At 72.1% G+C, this 18740-nt stretch carries 16 protein-coding genes; 3 read left to right on the top strand and 13 right to left on the bottom strand.

Annotated features, from left to right (window positions below; translation table 11 throughout):
• Nucleotides 1-5 precede the first annotated feature (5 nt).
• The 6 genes from ACWCHM_RS20165 to ACWCHM_RS20190 form a co-directional block, all read right to left on the bottom strand.
• Entirely contained in the window at nt 6-3686 is a 3681-nt protein-coding gene (locus tag ACWCHM_RS20165; protein WP_454219362.1) for a SpoIIE family protein phosphatase, read from the bottom strand.
• A 177-nt stretch (nt 3687-3863) separates the two neighbouring features.
• Nucleotides 3864-4415 (bottom strand): pyridoxamine 5'-phosphate oxidase family protein, encoded by a 552-nt coding sequence (locus ACWCHM_RS20170; RefSeq protein ID WP_454219363.1) that lies wholly within the window; start codon nt 4413-4415, stop codon nt 3864-3866.
• Nucleotides 4416-4475: 60 nt separating this feature from the next.
• Complete coding sequence (locus ACWCHM_RS20175; RefSeq protein WP_204957315.1) at nt 4476-5156, bottom strand: gamma-glutamyl-gamma-aminobutyrate hydrolase family protein; 681 nt, start codon at nt 5154-5156, stop codon at nt 4476-4478.
• A 71-nt stretch (nt 5157-5227) separates the two neighbouring features.
• Nucleotides 5228-6001, bottom strand: a complete 774-nt coding sequence (locus ACWCHM_RS20180; protein WP_239484647.1) for a 3-oxoacyl-ACP reductase — start codon at nt 5999-6001, stop codon at nt 5228-5230.
• Nucleotides 6001-7347 carry an aldehyde dehydrogenase family protein gene (locus ACWCHM_RS20185; protein WP_372445909.1) on the bottom strand — a complete coding sequence of 449 codons (1347 nt, stop codon included), beginning with the start codon at nt 7345-7347 and terminating at the stop codon, nt 6001-6003. Before ACWCHM_RS20185 ends, ACWCHM_RS20180 begins: the two co-directional genes overlap by 1 nt.
• Before the next feature lie 144 nt (nt 7348-7491).
• Nucleotides 7492-8856, bottom strand: a complete 1365-nt coding sequence (locus ACWCHM_RS20190; RefSeq protein ID WP_454219364.1) for a glutamine synthetase family protein — start codon at nt 8854-8856, stop codon at nt 7492-7494.
• Between the two features lie 531 nt (nt 8857-9387).
• On the opposite strand from ACWCHM_RS20190, the gene ACWCHM_RS20195 reads away from it, so the two are divergent.
• Nucleotides 9388-9981: a hypothetical protein gene (locus tag ACWCHM_RS20195; protein WP_204956913.1), complete on the top strand. Its 594-nt coding sequence runs from the start codon at nt 9388-9390 to the stop codon at nt 9979-9981.
• An 81-nt stretch (nt 9982-10062) separates the two neighbouring features.
• Here the strand turns inward: ACWCHM_RS20195 and ACWCHM_RS20200 are convergent, their stop codons facing one another.
• From ACWCHM_RS20200 to ACWCHM_RS20210, 3 genes are all read right to left on the bottom strand, one after another.
• A complete protein-coding gene (locus ACWCHM_RS20200; RefSeq protein WP_454219365.1) occupies nt 10063-11703 on the bottom strand; it encodes an amino acid permease in 1641 nt (546 codons plus the stop codon).
• Between the two features lie 331 nt (nt 11704-12034).
• Entirely contained in the window at nt 12035-12286 is a 252-nt protein-coding gene (locus ACWCHM_RS20205) for a flavin reductase (RefSeq protein WP_363820276.1), read from the bottom strand.
• 5 nt (nt 12287-12291) lie between these two features.
• A complete protein-coding gene (locus tag ACWCHM_RS20210; RefSeq protein WP_454219367.1) occupies nt 12292-12426 on the bottom strand; it encodes a hypothetical protein in 135 nt (44 codons plus the stop codon).
• Nucleotides 12427-12617: 191 nt separating this feature from the next.
• Between ACWCHM_RS20210 and ACWCHM_RS20215 the strand changes: the two genes are divergently transcribed.
• Together ACWCHM_RS20215 and ACWCHM_RS20220 are read left to right on the top strand one after the other, a co-directional pair.
• Nucleotides 12618-13385 carry a DUF5753 domain-containing protein gene (locus ACWCHM_RS20215; protein WP_454219368.1) on the top strand — a complete coding sequence of 256 codons (768 nt, stop codon included), beginning with the start codon at nt 12618-12620 and terminating at the stop codon, nt 13383-13385.
• Entirely contained in the window at nt 13376-13576 is a 201-nt protein-coding gene (locus tag ACWCHM_RS20220; protein WP_357758667.1) for a DUF397 domain-containing protein, read from the top strand. The genes ACWCHM_RS20215 and ACWCHM_RS20220 overlap by 10 nt, the downstream gene beginning before the upstream one ends.
• A gap of 37 nt (nt 13577-13613) precedes the next feature.
• Here ACWCHM_RS20220 and ACWCHM_RS20225 read toward each other — a convergent pair whose 3' ends face one another.
• From ACWCHM_RS20225 to pcaF, 4 genes are all read right to left on the bottom strand, one after another.
• Nucleotides 13614-14114 carry a DUF456 domain-containing protein gene (locus tag ACWCHM_RS20225; protein ID WP_454219369.1) on the bottom strand — a complete coding sequence of 167 codons (501 nt, stop codon included), beginning with the start codon at nt 14112-14114 and terminating at the stop codon, nt 13614-13616.
• Nucleotides 14111-16303, bottom strand: a complete 2193-nt coding sequence (locus ACWCHM_RS20230; protein ID WP_454219371.1) for a putative bifunctional diguanylate cyclase/phosphodiesterase — start codon at nt 16301-16303, stop codon at nt 14111-14113. The genes ACWCHM_RS20225 and ACWCHM_RS20230 overlap by 4 nt, the downstream gene beginning before the upstream one ends.
• A gap of 7 nt (nt 16304-16310) precedes the next feature.
• Nucleotides 16311-17129 (bottom strand): SAM-dependent methyltransferase, encoded by an 819-nt coding sequence (locus ACWCHM_RS20235; protein ID WP_204956907.1) that lies wholly within the window; start codon nt 17127-17129, stop codon nt 16311-16313.
• Between the two features lie 251 nt (nt 17130-17380).
• Nucleotides 17381-18586 carry a 3-oxoadipyl-CoA thiolase gene (gene pcaF, locus ACWCHM_RS20240; protein WP_454219372.1) on the bottom strand — a complete coding sequence of 402 codons (1206 nt, stop codon included), beginning with the start codon at nt 18584-18586 and terminating at the stop codon, nt 17381-17383.
• Between the last annotated feature and the right edge of the window lie 154 nt (nt 18587-18740).

Consider the following 18740-nt stretch of genomic DNA (forward strand, 5'->3'; position numbering starts at 1 on the left):
CCGGCTCAGTCGGCCAGCCGGCGGCGCAGCGACACCTCGGTCCCCTCGCCGGTACGGCGTACCGTCAGCTCGCCCAGCGCCTCGATCAACGCGAGCCCGCGGCCCCGGAACCCGGCCCCGGTCGACTCCCGCCAGCGGCCACTGTCACGCACCGTCGCCACCACCGTCCGGTCGACGATCGACACCTCCACCCCGATCGTCGGCTCCGCCGGCGCGACCGGGTGCTCGATGGCGTTGGCGGCGGCCTCGGACACGGCGACGATCAGGTCGAACAGGTCGTTCTCGCCGACGCCGTGGGCAACCAGGAAATCCTCCAGCCGCTTACGCAGCACGCTGAGCCGGGTCGGGTCGGCGGGCAGCCGCAACGCGAACCGGTTCAGCTCGGCGGCCTCCAGCGCCAGCACCGCGACGTCGTCGTGCCGGTCACGCCCGTCGACCCGCTCCACCACGGCGTCCACCAGATCGGCGACGTGCCCGCCGCCGGTGCCCGCGCCGGCGTCCGCCCGAAGCTGGGCGAGCGCCGCGTCGATGCCGGCCTGCCGGTCCTCGATCAGCCCGTCGGTGTAGAGCAGCAACCGACCGCCGGGGGCGAGTCCACCCTCGACGGTGCGGTAGTCGGTGCCGGTGAGCGCGCCGATGGGCGGCCCGAGGGCCCGCTCGTGCAGGAAGGCCACGTCGTCTCCTCGGATCAGCAGGGGGGACGGATGACCGGCGCTGGCATACCGCAGCCGGCCGGTGCGCGGAGTGAAGGAGAGGCAGAACACCGTGGCGTACGACTGCCGCTCGGTCGAGCCGACCAGCCGGTTGAGCCGGGTCAACGCCTGCCCCGGGTCGTAGCCCTCCAGCAGATAGGCCCGCAGGCCGTTGCGGAGCTGACCCATCGCGGCGGCGGCCTGGACGCCCTTGCCGACCACGTCGCCGATGACCAGCACCACCTCGTCGTCGCCGGTGCCGATCACGTCGTACCAGTCGCCGCCGACCTCGACGTCGGTGCTGCCGGGCAGGTAGCGGCTGGCCACCACCGCGCCGGGGAGCTGGGGCAGCGAACGCGGCAGCAGGCTGTGCTGGAGGGTGGTGGCGATCCGGTGTTCGGCCTCGTAGAGCTGGGCGTTCTCCAGTCGTACGCCGACCAGGCGGGCCAGTTCCCCGACGGCGACGTGCTCGGTGCCGTCGCCCTCCCGCCGCCAGACCCGCAGCTCGCCGAGCTGCCCACCGGTGCTGCCGGTCAGCGGCAGCACCTGGGACGGCTGGTCGGTGCCGGGGCCGCCACCGTCGGCCTCGTGCCGCACGCCGGTGACCGTGGTGACCGACACCCGGGCCGCATCGGCGAGGTGCAGGGCGTGCCGGGCGGCGACCCGGACCACGTCGGCTGTCGACTTCGCGGTGTTGACCGCCACGGCGGCGTCGGCGAGCGCCCGCAGCCGGCGGATGATCTGCCCACGCAGCTGGCCCAGCTCGACGTTGGCCCGGACCCGGGCGATCAGCTCCGCCCCGGAGAACGGCTTGGTGAGGTAGTCGTCGGCACCCACCGACAGGCCGGCGACCGCCTCGGCGGAACCGGCCCGCGCGGAGAGCAGCACGATCGGCACGTGCCGGGTCGCCGGGTTGGCACGCAGCGCGGTGACCAGGCCGAAGCCGTCCAGCCGGGGCATCATCACGTCGGTGAGCACCAGGTCGAACGGGCCCGCGGTGGCCTGCTGGAGGGCCACCGCGCCGTCCGGCACGGCCACCACCTCGTACTCGGGGCTGAGCAGCCGGGAGACGTGTTCGCGCAGGTCGGCGTTGTCGTCGGCGAGCAGGACCCGGCCGGACCTCCCGGGTTCGCCGGTGGCCGGGTCGGGCCGCCCGCCGGCCTGGTCGGGCCGGTCGGTCCACCGGGCGGTCTCCGCGACGTGGAGCGACGCCTGCGCCGACTCGCCGGTGGGCAGCGGTGCGGCGGCGGCGACCCGGTCGGGCGGCAGGTGCGCGGAGCCGAACGGGACGGTCACGGTGACCGTGGTGCCGTGGTCGACCCGGCTGGTGGCGGCGACCGTGCCGCCGTGCATCTCGACCAGTTCACGGACGAGGGCCAGGCCGATGCCGGTGCCCTCGTGGGTACGCGAGCGGACCCCCGGCACCCGGTGGAACCGTTCGAAGACGTGCGGCACTTCTTCGGCGGCGATGCCGACCCCGGTGTCGGTCACCTCCAGCCGTGCCGCGCCGTCGGCAGCGGCCACCCGGACCCGGATCTCGCCGTCGAAGGTGAACTTCACCGCGTTGGAGAGCAGGTTGAAGACGATCTTCTCCCACATGTCGCGGTCCAGGAGGACCGGCGCGGGCAGCGGCGGGCAGTCGACCACGAGCCGCAGCCCGGCCCGCTCGGTCGCGGAGCGGAAGGTGCTGGCCAGCCGGGAGGTGTATTCGGCCAGGTCGGTGGGCTGGTAGTGGGCGGCCAGCCGGCCGGATTCCAGCCGGGAGAAGTCGAGCACCGTGTTGACCAGCTTGAGCAGGCGCAGCGCGTTGCGGTGCATCACGGTCAGCCGGTCGAGGTGCGCGGCGGACAGCGTCGGGTCGGCCAGCAGGTCCTCCAGCGGGCCGAGGACGAGGGTCAGCGGGGTGCGGAACTCGTGGCTGACGTTGGCGAAGAAGTTGGTCTTGGCGCGGTCCAGCGCGGCCAGCTCGGCGGCGCGGGCCCGCTCCTGCTCGTACACCCGCTGCTGGCCGACCACCCGGGACACCTGCGCGGCGATCAGGCCGAGGAAGTCGCGGTACTCGTCGGTGAACGGCAGCCGGGCGGACCGGCCGACCACCAGCGCCCCGGCGGGCTCGCTGGTGGCGGTGAGCGGCAGCACCATGGCCCGGGTGGCGGCGTCGCCCGGCACCGCGCCGAGCAGTTCGGCCACCTCGATCTCGGCGGCCACCCCACCGGCGGCGACCCGGGCCAGCGTGGCCGGCAGCTCGGCCGGCACCCGGGCGGGATCGACGCCGCTGACTCCGGCCGGCACCGGCCGGCCGGTCTCGTCGGTGAGGTAGACCAGGGCGAACGGGACGTCGGCCCGGTGCCCGTCGAGCACCGCCGCCGTGGCCTGCCCCAGCTCGGCCATGCTGCCGGCCGCGCCGAGCCGGGAGCCGAGTTCGGCCAGGGCCCGCAGCCGGCGTTCCCCGACGACCCGGCCGGTGGTCTCGTTGACGAAGCAGAAGACGCCGTTGACGCTGCCGTCGTCGTCGCGGATCGGGTCGTAGGAGATGTCGAAGTAGACCCGCTCGACGAAGCCGTGCCGGTCGAGCAGGAACGGGTGGTTCTCGGCCCGGTAGGACTCACCGCTGCGGCACACGCCGTCGAGCAGGGGGCCGAGCACGTCCCAGGTCTCGGCCCAGTGGTCCCGGGCCGGCCGGCCGAGCGCGACGGGATGCTTGTCGCCGATGGTGGGCCGGTAGGCGTCGTTGTAGAAGGCCAGTTGGTCGGGGCCCCAGAACATCACGATCTGGGCCCGCGAGGAGAGCATCATGCCGATGGCGTGACTCAGCGCCGCCGGCCAGGTGTCGGGGCTGCCGAGCGGGCTGGCCGCCCAGTCGTGTCCGCGCAGCCGGCGGCCCATCTCGCCGCCGGCCGTGAACGCCCCGGCCAGCCACGGCGGCAGCACGGGGTCGACGGACGACAGCGCGGACCGCCCTCGTCCGTCCTCGCCCCCACGGGCCGAGCTCATCCGCGCCCCCTGCTTCGGCCGGTCGTGCCCCCCATAAACGCCTCGGCTCACGCCGGTCGCGTCCGTCTTCTACCCCGACGGATCAGGAACGTAACGCATGGGTTCGAACGGACGCTGGTAACCCGTGCCTCATCCTGCCGTCATCTGCCCGACAGCGCACGGTGAGGGGCGGTCCGCTCAGAAGACCGGCAGGCCGTCGATGCTGGCCGCGTTCTTGGTCGCCCGGTAGGTGACCAGATCCTCGGCGGTGCGCCGGGAGTGTGAGATGAGCAACAGGTCCCGGTCGCCGCGGTAGTCCATCAGGGGCACCGCGTAGCCGCAGGAGTCGCTGACCCGCTCCACGGTCACCCCGATCACCGCCCGGACGGCGTGCACGTCGGGCGGCTCGGGGAAGTCGGCCAGCAGCGCCGCGTAGCCGGGGTCGGTGACCGGGGTGGCGACGCCCCGCCCGTGCAGCCGGACGATCTTGGGTGGGCCGTCGAAGGCGCAGAACATCAGCGTGATCCGGCCGTTGTCGCGCAGGTGGGCGATCGTCTCCGCGCCGCTGCCGTGGTAGTCGAGCCAGGCCACCCGGTGCGGGCCGAGCACGACGAAGGTGCCCCGCATGCCCTTGGGTGAGACGTTGACGTGCCCGTCGCCGCCGCTGGGCGCGGTGGCCACGAAGAACATCGGCTGCGCCTCGACGAACTCCCGCAGTCGCCCGTCCAGCGCCGGATACGCGGTCCCCATGCGGTCATCCTGCCGCCGCTGACCGCATTTCGGGACAGATTTCCCGCTTTATGGGAAGCGTCAGCCCTCCCGGGCCGCCCTCACCAGGGCGGTCACCGGACGCGGGTCGTCGTCGTTCTCCGGATGCCACTGCACCCCGAGCAGGAACCGTCGCGCCGGGTCCTCCACCGCCTCCACCACCGCGTCGTCGGCCCAGCCGGTGACGGTGAGCCCGCCCGGATCGGCCACCGCCTGATGGTGGTACGAGTTGACCCGGTCCACCCCGGCCAGCACCGACGCCGTCCGGGTCCCCGGCGCAAACCGGACCGGATGCGCCCCGTACACCCCGGGGGCGGGGCGGTGCCGGTCGTGACCCACCACGTCCGGCAGGTGCTGGTGCAGCGACCCGCCGTACGTGACGGCCAGCAACTGCATGCCCCGGCACACCCCGAGCACCGGCAGGTCCACGGCGAGCGCGGCGGCCAGCAGCGCCGACTCACCGGCGTCCCGGTCGGGCCGGGGCTCGGTACGCGGGTCCACCGGCTGGCCGTACCGGTGCGGGCCGACGTCGGCGCCCCCGGCCAGCAGCAGCCCGTCGAGCACGTCGACCACGTCGGCGTCCAGTTCGTCCGGGGGCAGCACCACGGCCCGGCCCCCGGCGGCGGTCACCGAGCGGACGTACGCCTGCGGCACCAGCGACGCCGGCACGTCCCGCCAGACCGCCCAGCTCGCCGGCTCGACGTACCCGGTGATGCCGATCAGCGGACGGGCCCGCCGGCCGGACCCCCGGGGCCGGGTGACGCGGGCTGGCGGGCCGGGCCGGTCGGATCCGCTCACAGGGGGGTGACGTACGCGCCGGTGATGCCACCGTCGACGACGAACTGCGCGGCGGTCATGAACGACGCGTCGTCGCTGGCCAGGAACGCCACCGCGGCGGCGATCTCCTCCGGTGCGCCGAACCGGCCCATCGGCACGTGCACCAGCCGGCGGGCGGCCCGCTCCGGGTCGGCGGCGAACAGCTCCATCAGCAACGGGGTGGCGACCGGGCCGGGACACAACGCGTTGACCCGGATGCCCTCCCTGGCGAACTGCACGCCCAACTCCCGCGTCATCGCCAGCACCCCGCCCTTGCTCGCGGTGTACGCGATCTGCGAGGTGGCCGCCCCCATCAGCGCCACGAAGGAGGCGGTGTTGATGATCGAACCCTTGCCCTGCCGGCGCATGTGCGCAATCGCGTACTTGCAGCACAGGTAGACGCTGGTGGTGTTGACCCGCAGCACCCGCTCCCAGGCGTCCAGCCCGGTGTCGAGGATGGAGTCGTCGTCGGGCGGGGAGATGCCGGCGTTGTTGAACGCCACGTCGACCCGGCCGTGCCGCTGCACCACCCCGTCGAAGAGGTCCCGCACGGCCGCCTCGTCGGCGACGTCGGTGTGCACGTACTCCCCGCCGACCTCCTCGGCGGCCCGCCCGCCGGCCTCGTCGTCGATGTCGACGCAGACCACCCGGGCCCCCTCGGCGGCGAACCGCCGCACGGTGGCCAAGCCGATCCCGCTGCCCGCCCCGGTCACCACGGCGACCCGGTCCTGTAGCCGACCCTGCACGCGCATCACTCCTCTGTGCTGATGAAGACGTTCTTGACGTCGGTGAAGGCGTGCAACGCGTCCGGGCCCAGCTCACGGCCGAGCCCGGAACGCTTCATCCCACCGAACGGGGTCCAGTAGCGCACCGAGGAGTGCGAGTTGACGCTGAGGTTGCCCGCCTGGACCGCGCGGGCCAGCCGCAACGCCCGGCCGACGTCCCGGGTCCAGATCGAACCGGACAGGCCATACTCGGTGTCGTTGGCGAGCCGGACCGCGTCGGCCTCGTCGTCGAAGGGGAGCACCGAGACGACCGGCCCGAAGATCTCCTCCCGCCAGTGCCGGTCGGCCGGGGAGTCGGCGAGCAGCACCGTCGGGGCGTGCCAGAAGCCGGGGCCGTCGGGGCAGGTGCCGGTGAACGCGACAGTCGCGCCGTCGAGGTAGCCGGCGACCCGGTCCCGGTGGGCGGCGGAGATCAACGGTCCCATCTCGGCGGTCTCGGCGGCGGGGTTCTCCACCCGCAGCGCCCGGACCGCCGGTTCCAGCAACTCCAGGAACCTGTCGTAGACCGGGCGCTGCACCAGGATCCGGGAGCGGGCGCAGCAGTCCTGGCCGGCGTTGTCGAACACGGCGTACGGCGCGGTGGCCGCCGCCTTCTCCAGATCGGCGTCGGCGAAGACCAGGTTGGCACTCTTGCCGCCCAACTCCAGGGTGACCCGTTTCACCTGGGCCGCACAGCCGGCCATGATCCGGGTGCCGACCTCGGTGGAGCCGGTGAAGCAGACCTTACGGACGGCCGGGTGGGTGACGAACCGTTCGCCGACCACGTCGCCCCGGCCGGGCAGCACGGTGAACACGCCCTCCGGCAGGCCGGCTTCGCGCCCCAACTCCGCCAGGCGCAGCGCGGTCAGCGGGGTCAGCTCGGCGGGCTTGAGCACGACCGTGTTGCCGGCGGCCAGCGCCGGGGCGAAACCCCAGGCGGCGATCGGCATCGGGAAGTTCCACGGCACGATCACCCCGACCACGCCGAGCGGTTCGTGGAAGGTGACGTCCCACCCGCCGGGCACCGGAATCTGCTGCCCGGTCAACCGCTCCGGCGCACCCGCGTAGTAGTCGAGCACGTCACGGACGTTGCCCGCCTCCCACCGCGCATTGCCGATGGTGTGCCCGGCGTTACGCACCTCCAGCTGCGCCAACTCCTCCAGGTGGCTGTCGACCAGCCCGGCGAACCTCCGCAGCACCCGCCCCCGCTCCCCCGGCGCAACCAGACGCCACCCCTCGAACGCACCAGCAGCCCGCCCGATCGCCGCATCCACCTCCCCCAGCCCGGTCTCCCCCACCTCCCCCACCACATCCCCACTAGCCGGATCAACCACCCGCGTCACGCCCCACCCCTTTCCCCGTCGATCATGGAGTTGTGGTACCCCGCACAAACCACATACCGCCACATATCGTCCACCACAACTCCAAGATCGACACGGGCAAGGGGTGGGGGCAGGGGGTGGGGGTGGGGGTGGGGGTTAGAGGCGTTCGAAGCCACGGGTTAGTTCCCAGTCGGTTACGGCGGCGTCGAAGGCGGCCAGTTCGACCTTGGCCTGGTTGGTGTAGTGGGCGTGGACCTCGTCACCGAAGGCCGAGCGGGCGATCTCGGAACCCTGCCAGAGGGTCAGGGCGTCGCGGAGGGTTGCGGGGACGCGCTCGGCGGCCGGGTCGTCGTAGGCGTTGCCGGTGCACTCGTCGGCCAGTTCCAGTTCCTGCTCGATGCCGTGCACCGCCCCGGCGACCAGGGCGGCGATCGCCAGGTACGGGTTGACGTCCGCGCCGGGCACCCGGTTCTCCACCCGCATCCCCTGCCCGTGGCCGACCAGCCGCAGCGCGCAGGTGCGGTTGTCGGTGCCCCAGCGCAGCGCGGTCGGCGCGAACGAGCCGGGCTGGTAACGCTTGTAGGAGTTGATGTTGGGGGCGAACAGCACGCTCATCTCGCGCATGGTGGCGAGCAGCCCGGCCAGCACCCGCTGCCCGGTGACGCTGAGCTGCGCCGGCCCGTCGCCGAGCATCGCCGAGCGGCCGTCGACGTCGCGCAGCGAGAAGTGGATGTGGCAGGAGTTGCCCTCCCGGGCGTTGGGCTTGGCCATGAACGTGATCGACACGCCCTCCTGGGCGGCGATCTCCTTGGCCCCGTTCTTGTAGATCACGTGGTGGTCGGCGCAGGCCACCGCCTCGTCGTAACGGAAGGCGATCTCGTGCTGGCCGAGGTTGCACTCCCCCTTGGCGCTCTCCGGGGTGAGCCCCGCGCCGGCCATCTCGGTGCGGATGCGACGCAGCAGCGGCTCCACCCGGGCGGTGCCGAGCAGCGAGTAGTCGACGTTGTACTGGTTGGCCGGGGTGAGGTCGCGGTACCCGCGCCGCCACGCCTCCTCGTACGAGTCGCGGTAGAGGACGAACTCCAGCTCGGTGCCGGCGTACGCGGTCAGCCCGTGGTCGGCCAGCCGGTCGAGCTGCCGGCGCAGGATCTGCCGGGGTGAGGCGACCACCGGGCCCGACCCGTCCAGCCACTCCAGGTCGGCCAGCAGCAGGACGCTGCCCGGCTGCCACGGCATCCGCCGCAGGGTGGACAGGTCGGGGCGCATGGCGAAGTCGCCGTAGCCGCGTTCCCAGCTCGACATGGCGTACCCGTCGACGGTGTTCATGTCGACGTCCACGGCGAGCAGGTAGTTGCAGCCCTCGCTGCCGTTGGCGACCACCTGGTCGAGGAAGAACGGGGCGTGGAACCGTTTGCCCTGGAGGCGGCCCTGCATGTCGGTCAGGGCGAGCACCACCGTGTCGATCTCGCCCTCGGCGACGGCGACCCGGAGCTGTTCCAACGTGAGCGGGGCTTTCCTCATCCGTGCGCCTCCATCACCAAGGTCTACCGGGCCGAGCGGATCACCGTCAATGCCCCGTCCGGGCGGGCCGGCAAACCCCCCGGGCCGGGGTGGTCCGGCCGGTCCCGGTCCGGACCCGGCGGCCCGGTCCGCGAGCGCCCGCCCGCGCCCCGGAGCCGGACGCGACCCGACGCGCGGAACGAGCGGAAATTGTCGTACGCACAACGACGGAAACGCTTTTCCCAAAGGCGGGAAAGAAGCGCCGCGACACGCCACTCATCCGTTCGGACACATAGCCGACTACACCGATCGGTAATCGCGCGGCGACCTTGCGTGGAAGTTGGAACCCTTGCCAGAATTTGAGCCGGCCGGTGCGACGCACGGCATTTTGTCGGCCGATCCGCACGACCACTTCCCCTGACCTGCCGCGTATTCGCGCGCAATGCGTCGACCGGTCACCGGAGCGTGGATGTTCGGCCCTCTCGGTCGCACCGGGCCGGCCGGCCCAGAAACACCCGAACTGCTCCATCACGACGCACCGAAGGACGCGTAATGACGAGAGTACGTCCCAGTGGGAAGCCCCGGGCCCTTGCCGCCCTGGTGGCGATCGCCGTTTCCGCCGCGCTGCTCGCGGTGGCCAGCCCGACCCAGGCGGCCCCCCGCACCGCCGGTGCCGATGCCGCGCGGCCGGCGGCCGGATCGTCCGCCACCGACGGCGCGCGGGCCGGTCGCCTCGCGCCGCTGTCCACCGGGGCCACCGGCGTGTCGGCGGGTTCCGCCGGCACCCTCGCCTCGACCTCGGTGACGGGGACCGTCGGTTCCATCACCGTCACCTGCACGCTGACCCCGAGCACCCCGTTCGTCTACTACGGCGGCCCGTACGGCGGCGGCGAGGAGGGCCTGGCGGCGGTGCAGTGCACCTATCCGGTCTGGGCGATCCAGGTCGAGGTCGCCCTGTTCCGCTACGGCACCCAGGTCACCTACAACACCAAGACGGCCTACAGCACCGTCCTCGGCAACGTCGACACCGAGTACCCCCGGTACACCGGCGAGTACAAGACGGGTGCGGACGCCTTCATCACCTGGAACTACGGCGGCCCGACCACGTTCATTCCGCTCACCTTCAGCAACAGCGTCTATCTCTGACGGTCACGCCGGGCGGCCCCGGCCGGAACCCGTCAGGGTTCCGGCCGGGGGCTGTCCGTGGTCGCCCCGCAGGGCTCGTGGTCAGGCCGGTCCGTCGACCCGGGCGGCGTCCACCGTCGGTGCCGTCGGCTCGGGTACGTCGACCGTCCGGCGCGGGCCGGTGAACCACTTCCGGGCCGAGGCGTACCACCAGATGCCCACCCCGAGCAGCACCCCGCCGACGGCCAGCGGCGCGTAGTTCACCGCCGACCAGCTGAACTCCGCGTTGCCGGGCACCCCGGCCGGCACGATCGGCAGCACGAAGTACACCGAGATGATCACGATCTCGACCACCGCGATCCAGCCGAGCAGCTTGTATTTCCGGCCGAGCGTCCACGGGCCCGGCTCGAACCGGTCGCCGAGGCGCAGCCGCAGCGCGATCGGGATGACGAAGGACAGGTAGAGGCCGATCACCGCCACCGACACCACCGCGTAGAAGGCGACCGGGATGCCGGACGGGCTCTCGTAGAGCGCCGGCAGGGTGAGCACCAGGCCGGCCAGCGTCGCCCCGATGATCGCGTTGGCCGGGGTGCCGTTGCGGTCGACCTTGGACCACAGCCGCCAGCCCGGCACCGCCCGGTCGCGGCTGAACGCGTACGTCATCCGGCTCATCGAGGTCACGCAGCTCATCCCGCAGAAGAACTGCCCGATGGTGGAGATGATGATGACCGTCTTGAAGAAGAACGGGGTCAGCGCGGATTCGAAGATGGCACCGGAGAATCCGCCGGCCGCGTTGACCGCGTCCACGTCGATGGCGGCGAACAGGAACGCCAGCAGCAGGATCCACCCGCCCACCGCCGAATAGAAGATCGACCGCCACAGCCCCTTGGCGGCGGCCTGCGACGCGCCCCGGGTCTCCTCGGACACGTGCGCGCAGGCGTCGAATCCGGTGATCGTGTACTGGGTGAGCAGGAATCCCAGCGGCAGCACATAGAACCAGAACGTCAACCCGCCGGTGTCGCCGTCACCGAATCCGGAGTTGTTGAACCGCTCGGTGAACACGAACTGGAAACTCTGGTGCCGGTCGGGCACCAGCAGCAGGATGGCCACCACGGCGGCGGCGCCGGCCACGTGCCACCAGACCGACACGTTCTGGAGTACGTCGATGATCCGGTGCCCGAAGATGTTGATCAGCCCGTGCAGAGCCAGGATGATCACGAAGAGGACGAATGCCTGCCGCAGCGTCCCCTCCCATCCGTCGAAGAGCGCCGACAGGGTGAGGTTGAGGAAGGTGGCGCAGCCGTAGTCCACCGACGCGGTGACCGCGACCAGACCGATCAGGTTGAGCCAGCCGGTGAACCAGCCGTGCACCGGCCGGCCCATCTTCGCCGCCCACCAGTAGATCCCCCCGGCGGTCGGGTACGCCGAGACCAGCTCGGCCAGGCAGAACCCGATGATCAGGATGAACAGCGAGATCAGCGGCCAGCCCCAGGAGATGGCGACCGGCCCGCCGTTGTTCCACGCCTGGCCGAAGGTGGTGAAACAGCCGGCCAGGATCGAGATGATCGAGAACGAGATGGCGAAGTTGGAGAAGCCGCTCCACTTCCGGTGCAACTCCTGCTGGTAGCCGAGTTCGGCGAGCCGTCGGGCGTCGTCGTCCGGCGCGTGCGGCCCGGCTGCCGGCGGTTGCCCGTTCCCGGCTGTCGGCGGTTGCCCGGTGGTCGGCGGGGGCGTTGTGGCCACAGCACACCTCCCTGAGGTGGTACCCGGAACTACCCGGGTGATCCCCGGGTGCGCCCGAGTCTCGTCCCGCCGATCACGACGGTCAATCCATTCCCGGTACCGAACCCGTTACATAATGTCACCCGACCGGACGGTAATCAGGTTGCCCCGCACCTCGCACCGACGCATGCTTGAGCCCGTGACCAGGCCCGATCGCGACGGGCCGACGCCGGGCACTCGGCAGGAGCCCGGCACCACGGCGGCGCGGGACGCCCACCTCTCTCTCACGTACGGCGTCGTGCCGTACCCGACGGGCGTCCCGCCCCGCCACCCCCTCCCGCCTGCACGGCCCTCAGCCCCGGGCCCTGGCCCAGGACAGGAAGCGCTCGGTCATCCCGGTGGGCGGGTGGGCCGGGTGGAGTTGGGTGAGCTGGTTGGTGGCCTCGTGCATCAGGGTGCCGAGATAGATCAGCAGGGACATCCGGTCGTGCCGGTACTCGGTGAGCAGCGCGAGCTTGGCCGGCTGGCAGGGCCACTGCCGGCCGCAGTTACGACAGCGCCACAGCGGACGCATCGCGACGTGCGGGACAGGCGGACGAACCACCACCATCACCGCCCCCACAGCGCGGCGGCCTGCGCCTCGTCGTCGATCAGGTCAGCCGACCACAGGAACCGACCGACGCTCCCGACCATCCGGCAGGGCAGCGTCCTGATGATCCTCCACCACATGACCGAACCCTTCATGTCGACCTCCTCGCGTGTCTGGGAAGGGGCCGCTCCCACTGGCCAGTAAGGGAGCGGCCCCCGCGAAGTCGGCCCCGACACCGTCCCGCCAGAGCCGACCCACCTGAGGCAACCTTGCCCAGCGCGACGGGATCAGTACACGACGTTAATCTATGCTCAGGGACGTTCGTGACATCCACGATGGAGGCGGGATGAACCACGCACTTCAGGAGGCCATGGCCGAGGTCGGCGAGACAGCAGAGAGTCTTGCTGCTCAAACAGGAGTCGACCCCAAGACGGCAGCGCGCTGGATATCGCCGGGACGTGTGCCGCAGCCCCGCCGACGTGTGACCGTGGCCGCGATCCTGGGCCGGGACGTTGGTGACCTATGGCCCGACGTCCTCAAACGCCGCGAGCCACAGTGGCTGAGAAAATGGGTCGACTGGGAGCGCGAAGCGGTCGCGCTGCGGTGGTACGAGCACACCTGGGTTCCCGGCCTACTCCAGACCGAGGGGTACGCCCGAGCCACGCTGGCACACAACCTGCTACCCCCGGACGAGATCGATGAGCGCGTGGCATCACGGCTCGATCGCAGTTCCATCCTCACCGGCGGCAGGCCACCGCAACTCGTCGCCGTCATCGACATGGCGGCGTTACGCCGCCCCATGAAGAGTCACCCCGCCGCGATGAAGGAACAGCTCATCCACCTGGCCGAGATGGCCGAGCTACCGCACGTACAGATCCTCGTGGTGAGTGAGGAAACCGGGCTCTACCCTGGACTACAGGGCGGCTTCATCCTTGGCACTCTTGCCGACGGCTCAGTAGTCGCGCATCTCGATCACCAAGTGCGAGCACAGGTGGTGGATGAGACCGATGACCTTGTTACCCTCCAGCGAACGTGGGAGATGATCAGAGGCGAAGCCTTCTCCCGCAGGCAATCACTCAAACTGATCAAGGAAGCGGCGCACACATGGACTTGACCGGCGCACAGTGGCGCAAGAGCACCAAGAGCGGCAGCAACGGCGGCTCGTGTGTCGAAGTGGCCGACAATCTGCCCGGCGTCGTCCTCGTCCGCGACACCAAGGACCGTGCCGGCGGCACCCTCGCCTTCGCTCCGGACACCTGGCAGTCGTTCGTCGACCTGGCCAAGCAGATCGGCCCCGCTGCCTGACCTTCTCCCGACCATCGCCGGCTCGCCGCCGAGGTGGTCAGGCGAAGAGGAGGCCGGCCACCCAGAGGGCGGCGATCACCAGGCCGGCCAGGAACTCCACCATCATCGACAGGCCGGCCGCCTTCAACGCCTGCACGGTCGCCGGCCAGGCGAGCTGGTTACTGCCCAGCCGCAGCCGCTCGGCCCCCCACACCCCACCGACGAAACCGATCACCAGGCCCACCACCGGGATGACGAAGAACCCGACCAGCCCGAGCAGACCCCCGACGAGCAGCGACGACGTCGGCACCCCGGTGCGCTTGAGGTTGCGCCCCGGCCAGGCGTACTTGATCACGGCACCGGCGGCGGCGACCACGGTGGCGGCGGCGAGCACCGCCCAACGCCCCGGCCCGGCGCCGCCGAAGATCGCCCAGAGCAGCACCCCGCCCCAGCACAGCGGCAGCGCCGGCAGGCCGGGCACCACCACCCCGGCCAACCCGGCGACGATCGCGATCGCCGCGATCACCGAGAACGCCGCCTCACCGTCGGTCAGGCTCACCCCGCCACCTCTCCCCCGCCCGGTCCCGCCCCGGTCCCGCCGCGCAGCCGGGCGGTGATCTGGTCCGCCGGGGCGGGCGGGCCGAACCAGCGCCCCTGCCCGGTGTCGCAGCGCAACGCCCGCAGCCGTTCGGCCTGTTCCTCCGTCTCCACCGCCTCGGCGGTCACCGACAACTCCAACGCGTGCGCCAACCGGACCAGGGCGTCGACGATCCGTACGTCCCGATGGTCGGGCGAGGAGTCGCCGCCGTCACCCCGGATGCCCTCGACGAACGGGCCGGCCAGCTTCAGGCAGTGGATCGGCAGCCGCCGCAGGTACGCCAGGTTCGAGTAGCCGGTGCCGAAGTCGTCGATGGCCAACCGTACGCCCAGATCCGCCAACCGGTACAACGACCGTAACGGCTCCCCGGCGGTGCCCATCACGGCGCTCTCGGTCAGCTCCAGCTGCAACAGCTCCGCCGGCAGGCCGCTGCGGCTCAGCGCACTGGCGACGGTGTCCACGATGGCCGGGTCGTCGGCCTGCCGGGCGGCCAGGTTGACGCTGACCACCAGCTTGGCCTCCGGGAACTCCCGGTGCCAGGCGCGGGCGTCGCGGCACGCCTGCCGCAGCACCCACTCGCCGAGCCTGACGATCAGCCCGGTCTCCTCGGCCAGCCCGATGAACCGGTCCGGGCCGACCAGGCCCAACTCCGGGTGGGCCCAGCGGACCAGGGCCTCCACCGCGATCATCGAGCCGTCCAGCAGCGAGACGATCGGCTGGTAGTGGACCACGAACTCGCCCCGGTCCAGGGCCGCGGGCAGGCCGGCGGCCAGCGCGGACCGGGCGATGTCGGCGGCGCTGCGCTCCGGGTCGTACACCGCCCAGCGGCCCCGGCCCTCCGCCTTCGCCCAGTACAGCGTGGTGTCGGCGGCCTTCATCAGCTCGGACACGCTGGTCTCGCTGGCCGGGCACTCGACCACCCCGACGCTCGCCGACACGGCGAGCTGATGGTCGCCGACGAGCACCGGGGCGGCCACCGCGGCGAGCGCCAACTCGGCGACACCTACCGCGTCGTCGATGCCCTCGCCGCCGTTGACCAGGATGACGAACTCGTCACCACCCATCCGGGCCACCAGGTGCCCCTGGCCGATGACACAGTCGGACAGCCGCCTGGCGATGGTGACCAGCAGCCGGTCACCGAGGTCGTGGCCGAGGCTGTCGTTGACCGCCTTGAACCCGTCCAGGTCGAGGAAGCAGACGCCGATCCGCTGCTCGGGCCCGGCGTCGGCGAAGACCTGGCCGAGCTTCTCGAAGAACAGCGTCCGGTTGGGCAGGCCGGTGAGCGGGTCGTGCAGGGCCTGGAACCGCAGCCGCTGCTGGAGTTCGTACCGTTGGGTGATGTCCTCGATCATCGCCACCGTGAACCGGGGGCGGCCGTCGTCGTGCCGGATCAGCGAGACGGCCAGGTCGGTCAGGACGACACTGCCGTCCTTGCGGTAGTAGCGCTTCTCCACCCGGACGCTGTCGTGCTTGCCCTCGATCAGCTCCTGGTACAGCTCCCACATCCCGGCCGCGTCGTCGGGGTGGAACAGCGACGCGACGTTGGTCTGCCGCAGCTCCTCCGGGGTGTAGCCGAGCATGTCGGCGAAGGACTGGTTGACGTCGATGATCTGGCCGTCGATGCCGGCGATGCCGATGCCGATGACCGCCCCGGTGAAGACCGCCCGGAACCGCGCCTCGCTGTCGCGCAGCGCCCGCTCCACCGAGTCCCGCGCCTGCCAGGCCGAGCGGGCGATCCGCTCCTGCTGGCTGAAGGTACGGTCGCGCAGCGCCCGGCCGAACCCGGCGGCCAGCCCACCCTGCAACGCGGCCACCCGGACGGCCAGGTCGGGCGGCGGGTCGTCGGGGGGCAGCACCCGCTGCGGTAGCTGTTCGCCGAGCGCCCGCACCGACCAGTCCAGGATGCGCGGTTCGGTCAGGTGCGCCTCCACCAGCGCCCGGCCCACCTCCTCCGCCGGGGCGGCGGAGAAGTCCTCGGCGAGCAGGGCCCGCGCCAGCCGTACGGTGTGCGTCAGCAGCAGCCGCTCGGTCTCGTCCGTGCTCATCGGCACGAACCCGAGCCGGCGTACCGCCCGTGCCCAGTCGGCGGCGTAGCCCTGTGCGCCCGGACGGGACGCGTCGGTGCCGCCGGGGTCCGGAACGGCGGACATGGTCGGCTCAGCCGGCGGGACGGTCGTACCGGGCGACGCCGCCGAACGCCCCGAACCGCTCGGGATGCTCGTCCACGTCGGACGGGGAGTCGGGCCGCCACAGCGGCATGTGCACCACGCCGGGCTCAAGCAGCGTCCAGTCGCCGAAGAAGCCGGTGATCTCGGCACGGGAGCGCAGGGTGATCTCGGTGTCCGTGCGCGCCGAGAGGCGCTGCGCGTCGAGCATCTCCTGGGGCTGGTCCTCGAAGGTGGAGTGGGAGATGACCAGGAAGCTGCCGGGTGCGGCGGCGGCCCGCAGGGTGGCGAGGACGTCGGCCGGGCGGTCGGCGTCGGGGACGAAGTGCACCACCCCGGCGAGCAGGATACCCAGCGGCCGGTCGAAGTCGATCAGGCCGCTGGACCGGGCCTCGTCGAGGATCAGCTTCGGTTCCCGCAGGTCGGCGTGCACGGCGACGGCCCGGTCGTTGCCGGTGAGCAGTTCCCGGCTGTGCGCCACGGCGACCGGGTCGATGTCGACGTAGACGATCCGGGCCTGCGGGTTGGCCGCCTGGGCGACCTCGTGGACGTTGCCGACGGTGGGGATGCCCGAGCCGATGTCGAGGAACTGGTCGATGCCGGCGTCGAGCAGCGCCCGCACCGCACGGCGCAGGAACTCCCGCCCGGAGCGCATGGTGGCCGCGAGGTTCGGGGTCATGCTGGCGATCTGCTCGGCGAGCCGCCTGTCGATCTCGAAGTTGTGCGCGCCGCCGAGGAAGTAGTCGTAGACCCGGGCGGCGCTGGGCCGGCTCAGGTCGATCTCGGCGGGAAGTCCGTCCGACGTCTGCATCGCTGGCCCCCAGTTCGTCGCCGCGGTGCGGGAGGGCACCGGTGTCGACGGCGTGCGCGGGCACGCGGAGCCGCACCGGCCGACCCGCGGATCGTGTGGTGCTGACCACTCTAGGCCCGTCCGCCCAGGTACGGGAGATCAGCGGAGCCCGATCTGTGCCCGGGACCGGCAGGTCGGAGCCGCCGGACGAACCGTGGTCACGCTGTGCGTCCGTCCGCGCACCACAGGCCACCGTGGCGCGTCCGGATGCCTCAGTCGACGGATTCCAGCAACAGCGAGATGCCCTGCCCCACCCCGACGCACATGGTCGCCAGGGCCCGTCGGCCGCCCCGGCGACGCAGTTCCAGGGCGGCGGTCAACGCCAGCCGGGCCCCGCTGGCCCCCAACGGGTGCCCCAGGGCGATCGCCCCGCCGTTCGGGTTAACGTGCTCGGCGTCCTCCGGCAGGCCCAGTTCGCGCAGCACCGCGATCCCCTGCGCGGCGAACGCCTCGTTCAGCTCGACGACGTCGACGTCGGCGAGGGCGACGCCGAGCCGGTCGAGCAGCCGGCGGGTGGCCGGCACCGGCCCGATCCCCATGATCCGGGGCGGTACGCCGGCCGCCGCCGCGCCGCTGACCCGGGCGAGCGGGCTCAGGCCGTACCGGGCCACCGCCGCCTCGGACGCGACCAGCAGGGCCACCGCGCCGTCGTTGACCCCGGAGGAGTTGCCGGCGGTGACGGTGCCGCCGGCCCGGAACGGGGTGGGCAGCGCGGCCAGCTTCGCCAGCGTCGTCTCCCGGGGGTGCTCGTCGACCTCGACCAGCTTCGTCTCCCGCCGGCCGGCCGGCACGGTCACCGGCACGATCTCCTCGGCGAACCGGCCGTCGGCCTGCGCCTTGGCGGCCCGCTGCTGGGAACGCAGCGCGAACTCGTCCTGCGCACGCCGGTCGACGCCGAACTCGGCGGCCACGTTCTCGGCCGTCTCGGGCATCGAGTCGGTACCCCACCCCGCCGCCATCAGCGGGTTGACCAGCCGCCAGCCGAGGGTGGTGTCGTACACCTCGGCGGCCCGCGAATACGGCGTGGCGGCCTTCGGCATGACGAACGGGGCGCGGCTCATGCTCTCGACGCCACCGGCGAGCACCAGGTCGGCCTCCCCGGCCACCACGGCACGGGCGGCGGTGGCCAGCGCGTCCAGGCCGGAGCCGCAGAGCCGGTTGACGGTGCTGCCCGGCACCTCCTGGGGCAGGCCGGCCAACAGCGCCGCCATCCGGGCCACGTTGCGGTTGTCCTCACCTGCCTGGTTGGCGCAGCCGAGCACCACGTCGTCGACCCGCTCCCAGTCCACCGCCGGGTGCCGGGCGACCAGTTCGCGCAGCACATGGGCGGCCAGGTCGTCGGGGCGCACCCCGGCGAGGACGCCGGCGTACCGGCCGATCGGGGTACGGACTCCGGACACGAGGTAGGCCACGGTCATCGACGCACGTCCTTCGGGGATGGGAAGGGGCTGGCGGTCCCGGCGTCACCCGGGTCACGGGGGACGTCCGCCGTCAGGATATCCACGCCCGCGCCGGACGCCGCCCCGGCCGGGTCGCACGACAGGTCAGGCGGGCGTACGCCGGATAGGTTGG

Source organism: Micromonospora sp. SCSIO 07396 (assembly GCF_053667945.1).

Bases quoted from the DNA above. Each gene is read 5' to 3' on its own strand.
- ACWCHM_RS20165 (WP_454219362.1), bottom strand. From the start codon at position 3,686: ATGAGCTCGGCCCGTGGGGGCGAGGACGGACGAGGGCGGTCCGCGCTG.
- ACWCHM_RS20170 (WP_454219363.1), bottom strand. From the start codon at position 4,415: ATGGGGACCGCGTATCCGGCGCTGGACGGGCGACTGCGGGAGTTCGTC.
- ACWCHM_RS20180 (WP_239484647.1), bottom strand. From the start codon at position 6,001: ATGCGCGTGCAGGGTCGGCTACAGGACCGGGTCGCCGTGGTGACCGGG.
- ACWCHM_RS20190 (WP_454219364.1), bottom strand. From the start codon at position 8,856: ATGAGGAAAGCCCCGCTCACGTTGGAACAGCTCCGGGTCGCCGTCGCC.
- ACWCHM_RS20195 (WP_204956913.1), top strand. From the start codon at position 9,388: ATGACGAGAGTACGTCCCAGTGGGAAGCCCCGGGCCCTTGCCGCCCTG.
- ACWCHM_RS20210 (WP_454219367.1), bottom strand. From the start codon at position 12,426: ATGAAGGGTTCGGTCATGTGGTGGAGGATCATCAGGACGCTGCCCTGC.
- ACWCHM_RS20215 (WP_454219368.1), top strand. From the start codon at position 12,618: ATGAACCACGCACTTCAGGAGGCCATGGCCGAGGTCGGCGAGACAGCA.
- ACWCHM_RS20220 (WP_357758667.1), top strand. From the start codon at position 13,376: ATGGACTTGACCGGCGCACAGTGGCGCAAGAGCACCAAGAGCGGCAGC.
- ACWCHM_RS20230 (WP_454219371.1), bottom strand. From the start codon at position 16,303: ATGTCCGCCGTTCCGGACCCCGGCGGCACCGACGCGTCCCGTCCGGGC.
- ACWCHM_RS20235 (WP_204956907.1), bottom strand. From the start codon at position 17,129: ATGCAGACGTCGGACGGACTTCCCGCCGAGATCGACCTGAGCCGGCCC.
- pcaF (WP_454219372.1), bottom strand. From the start codon at position 18,586: ATGACCGTGGCCTACCTCGTGTCCGGAGTCCGTACCCCGATCGGCCGG.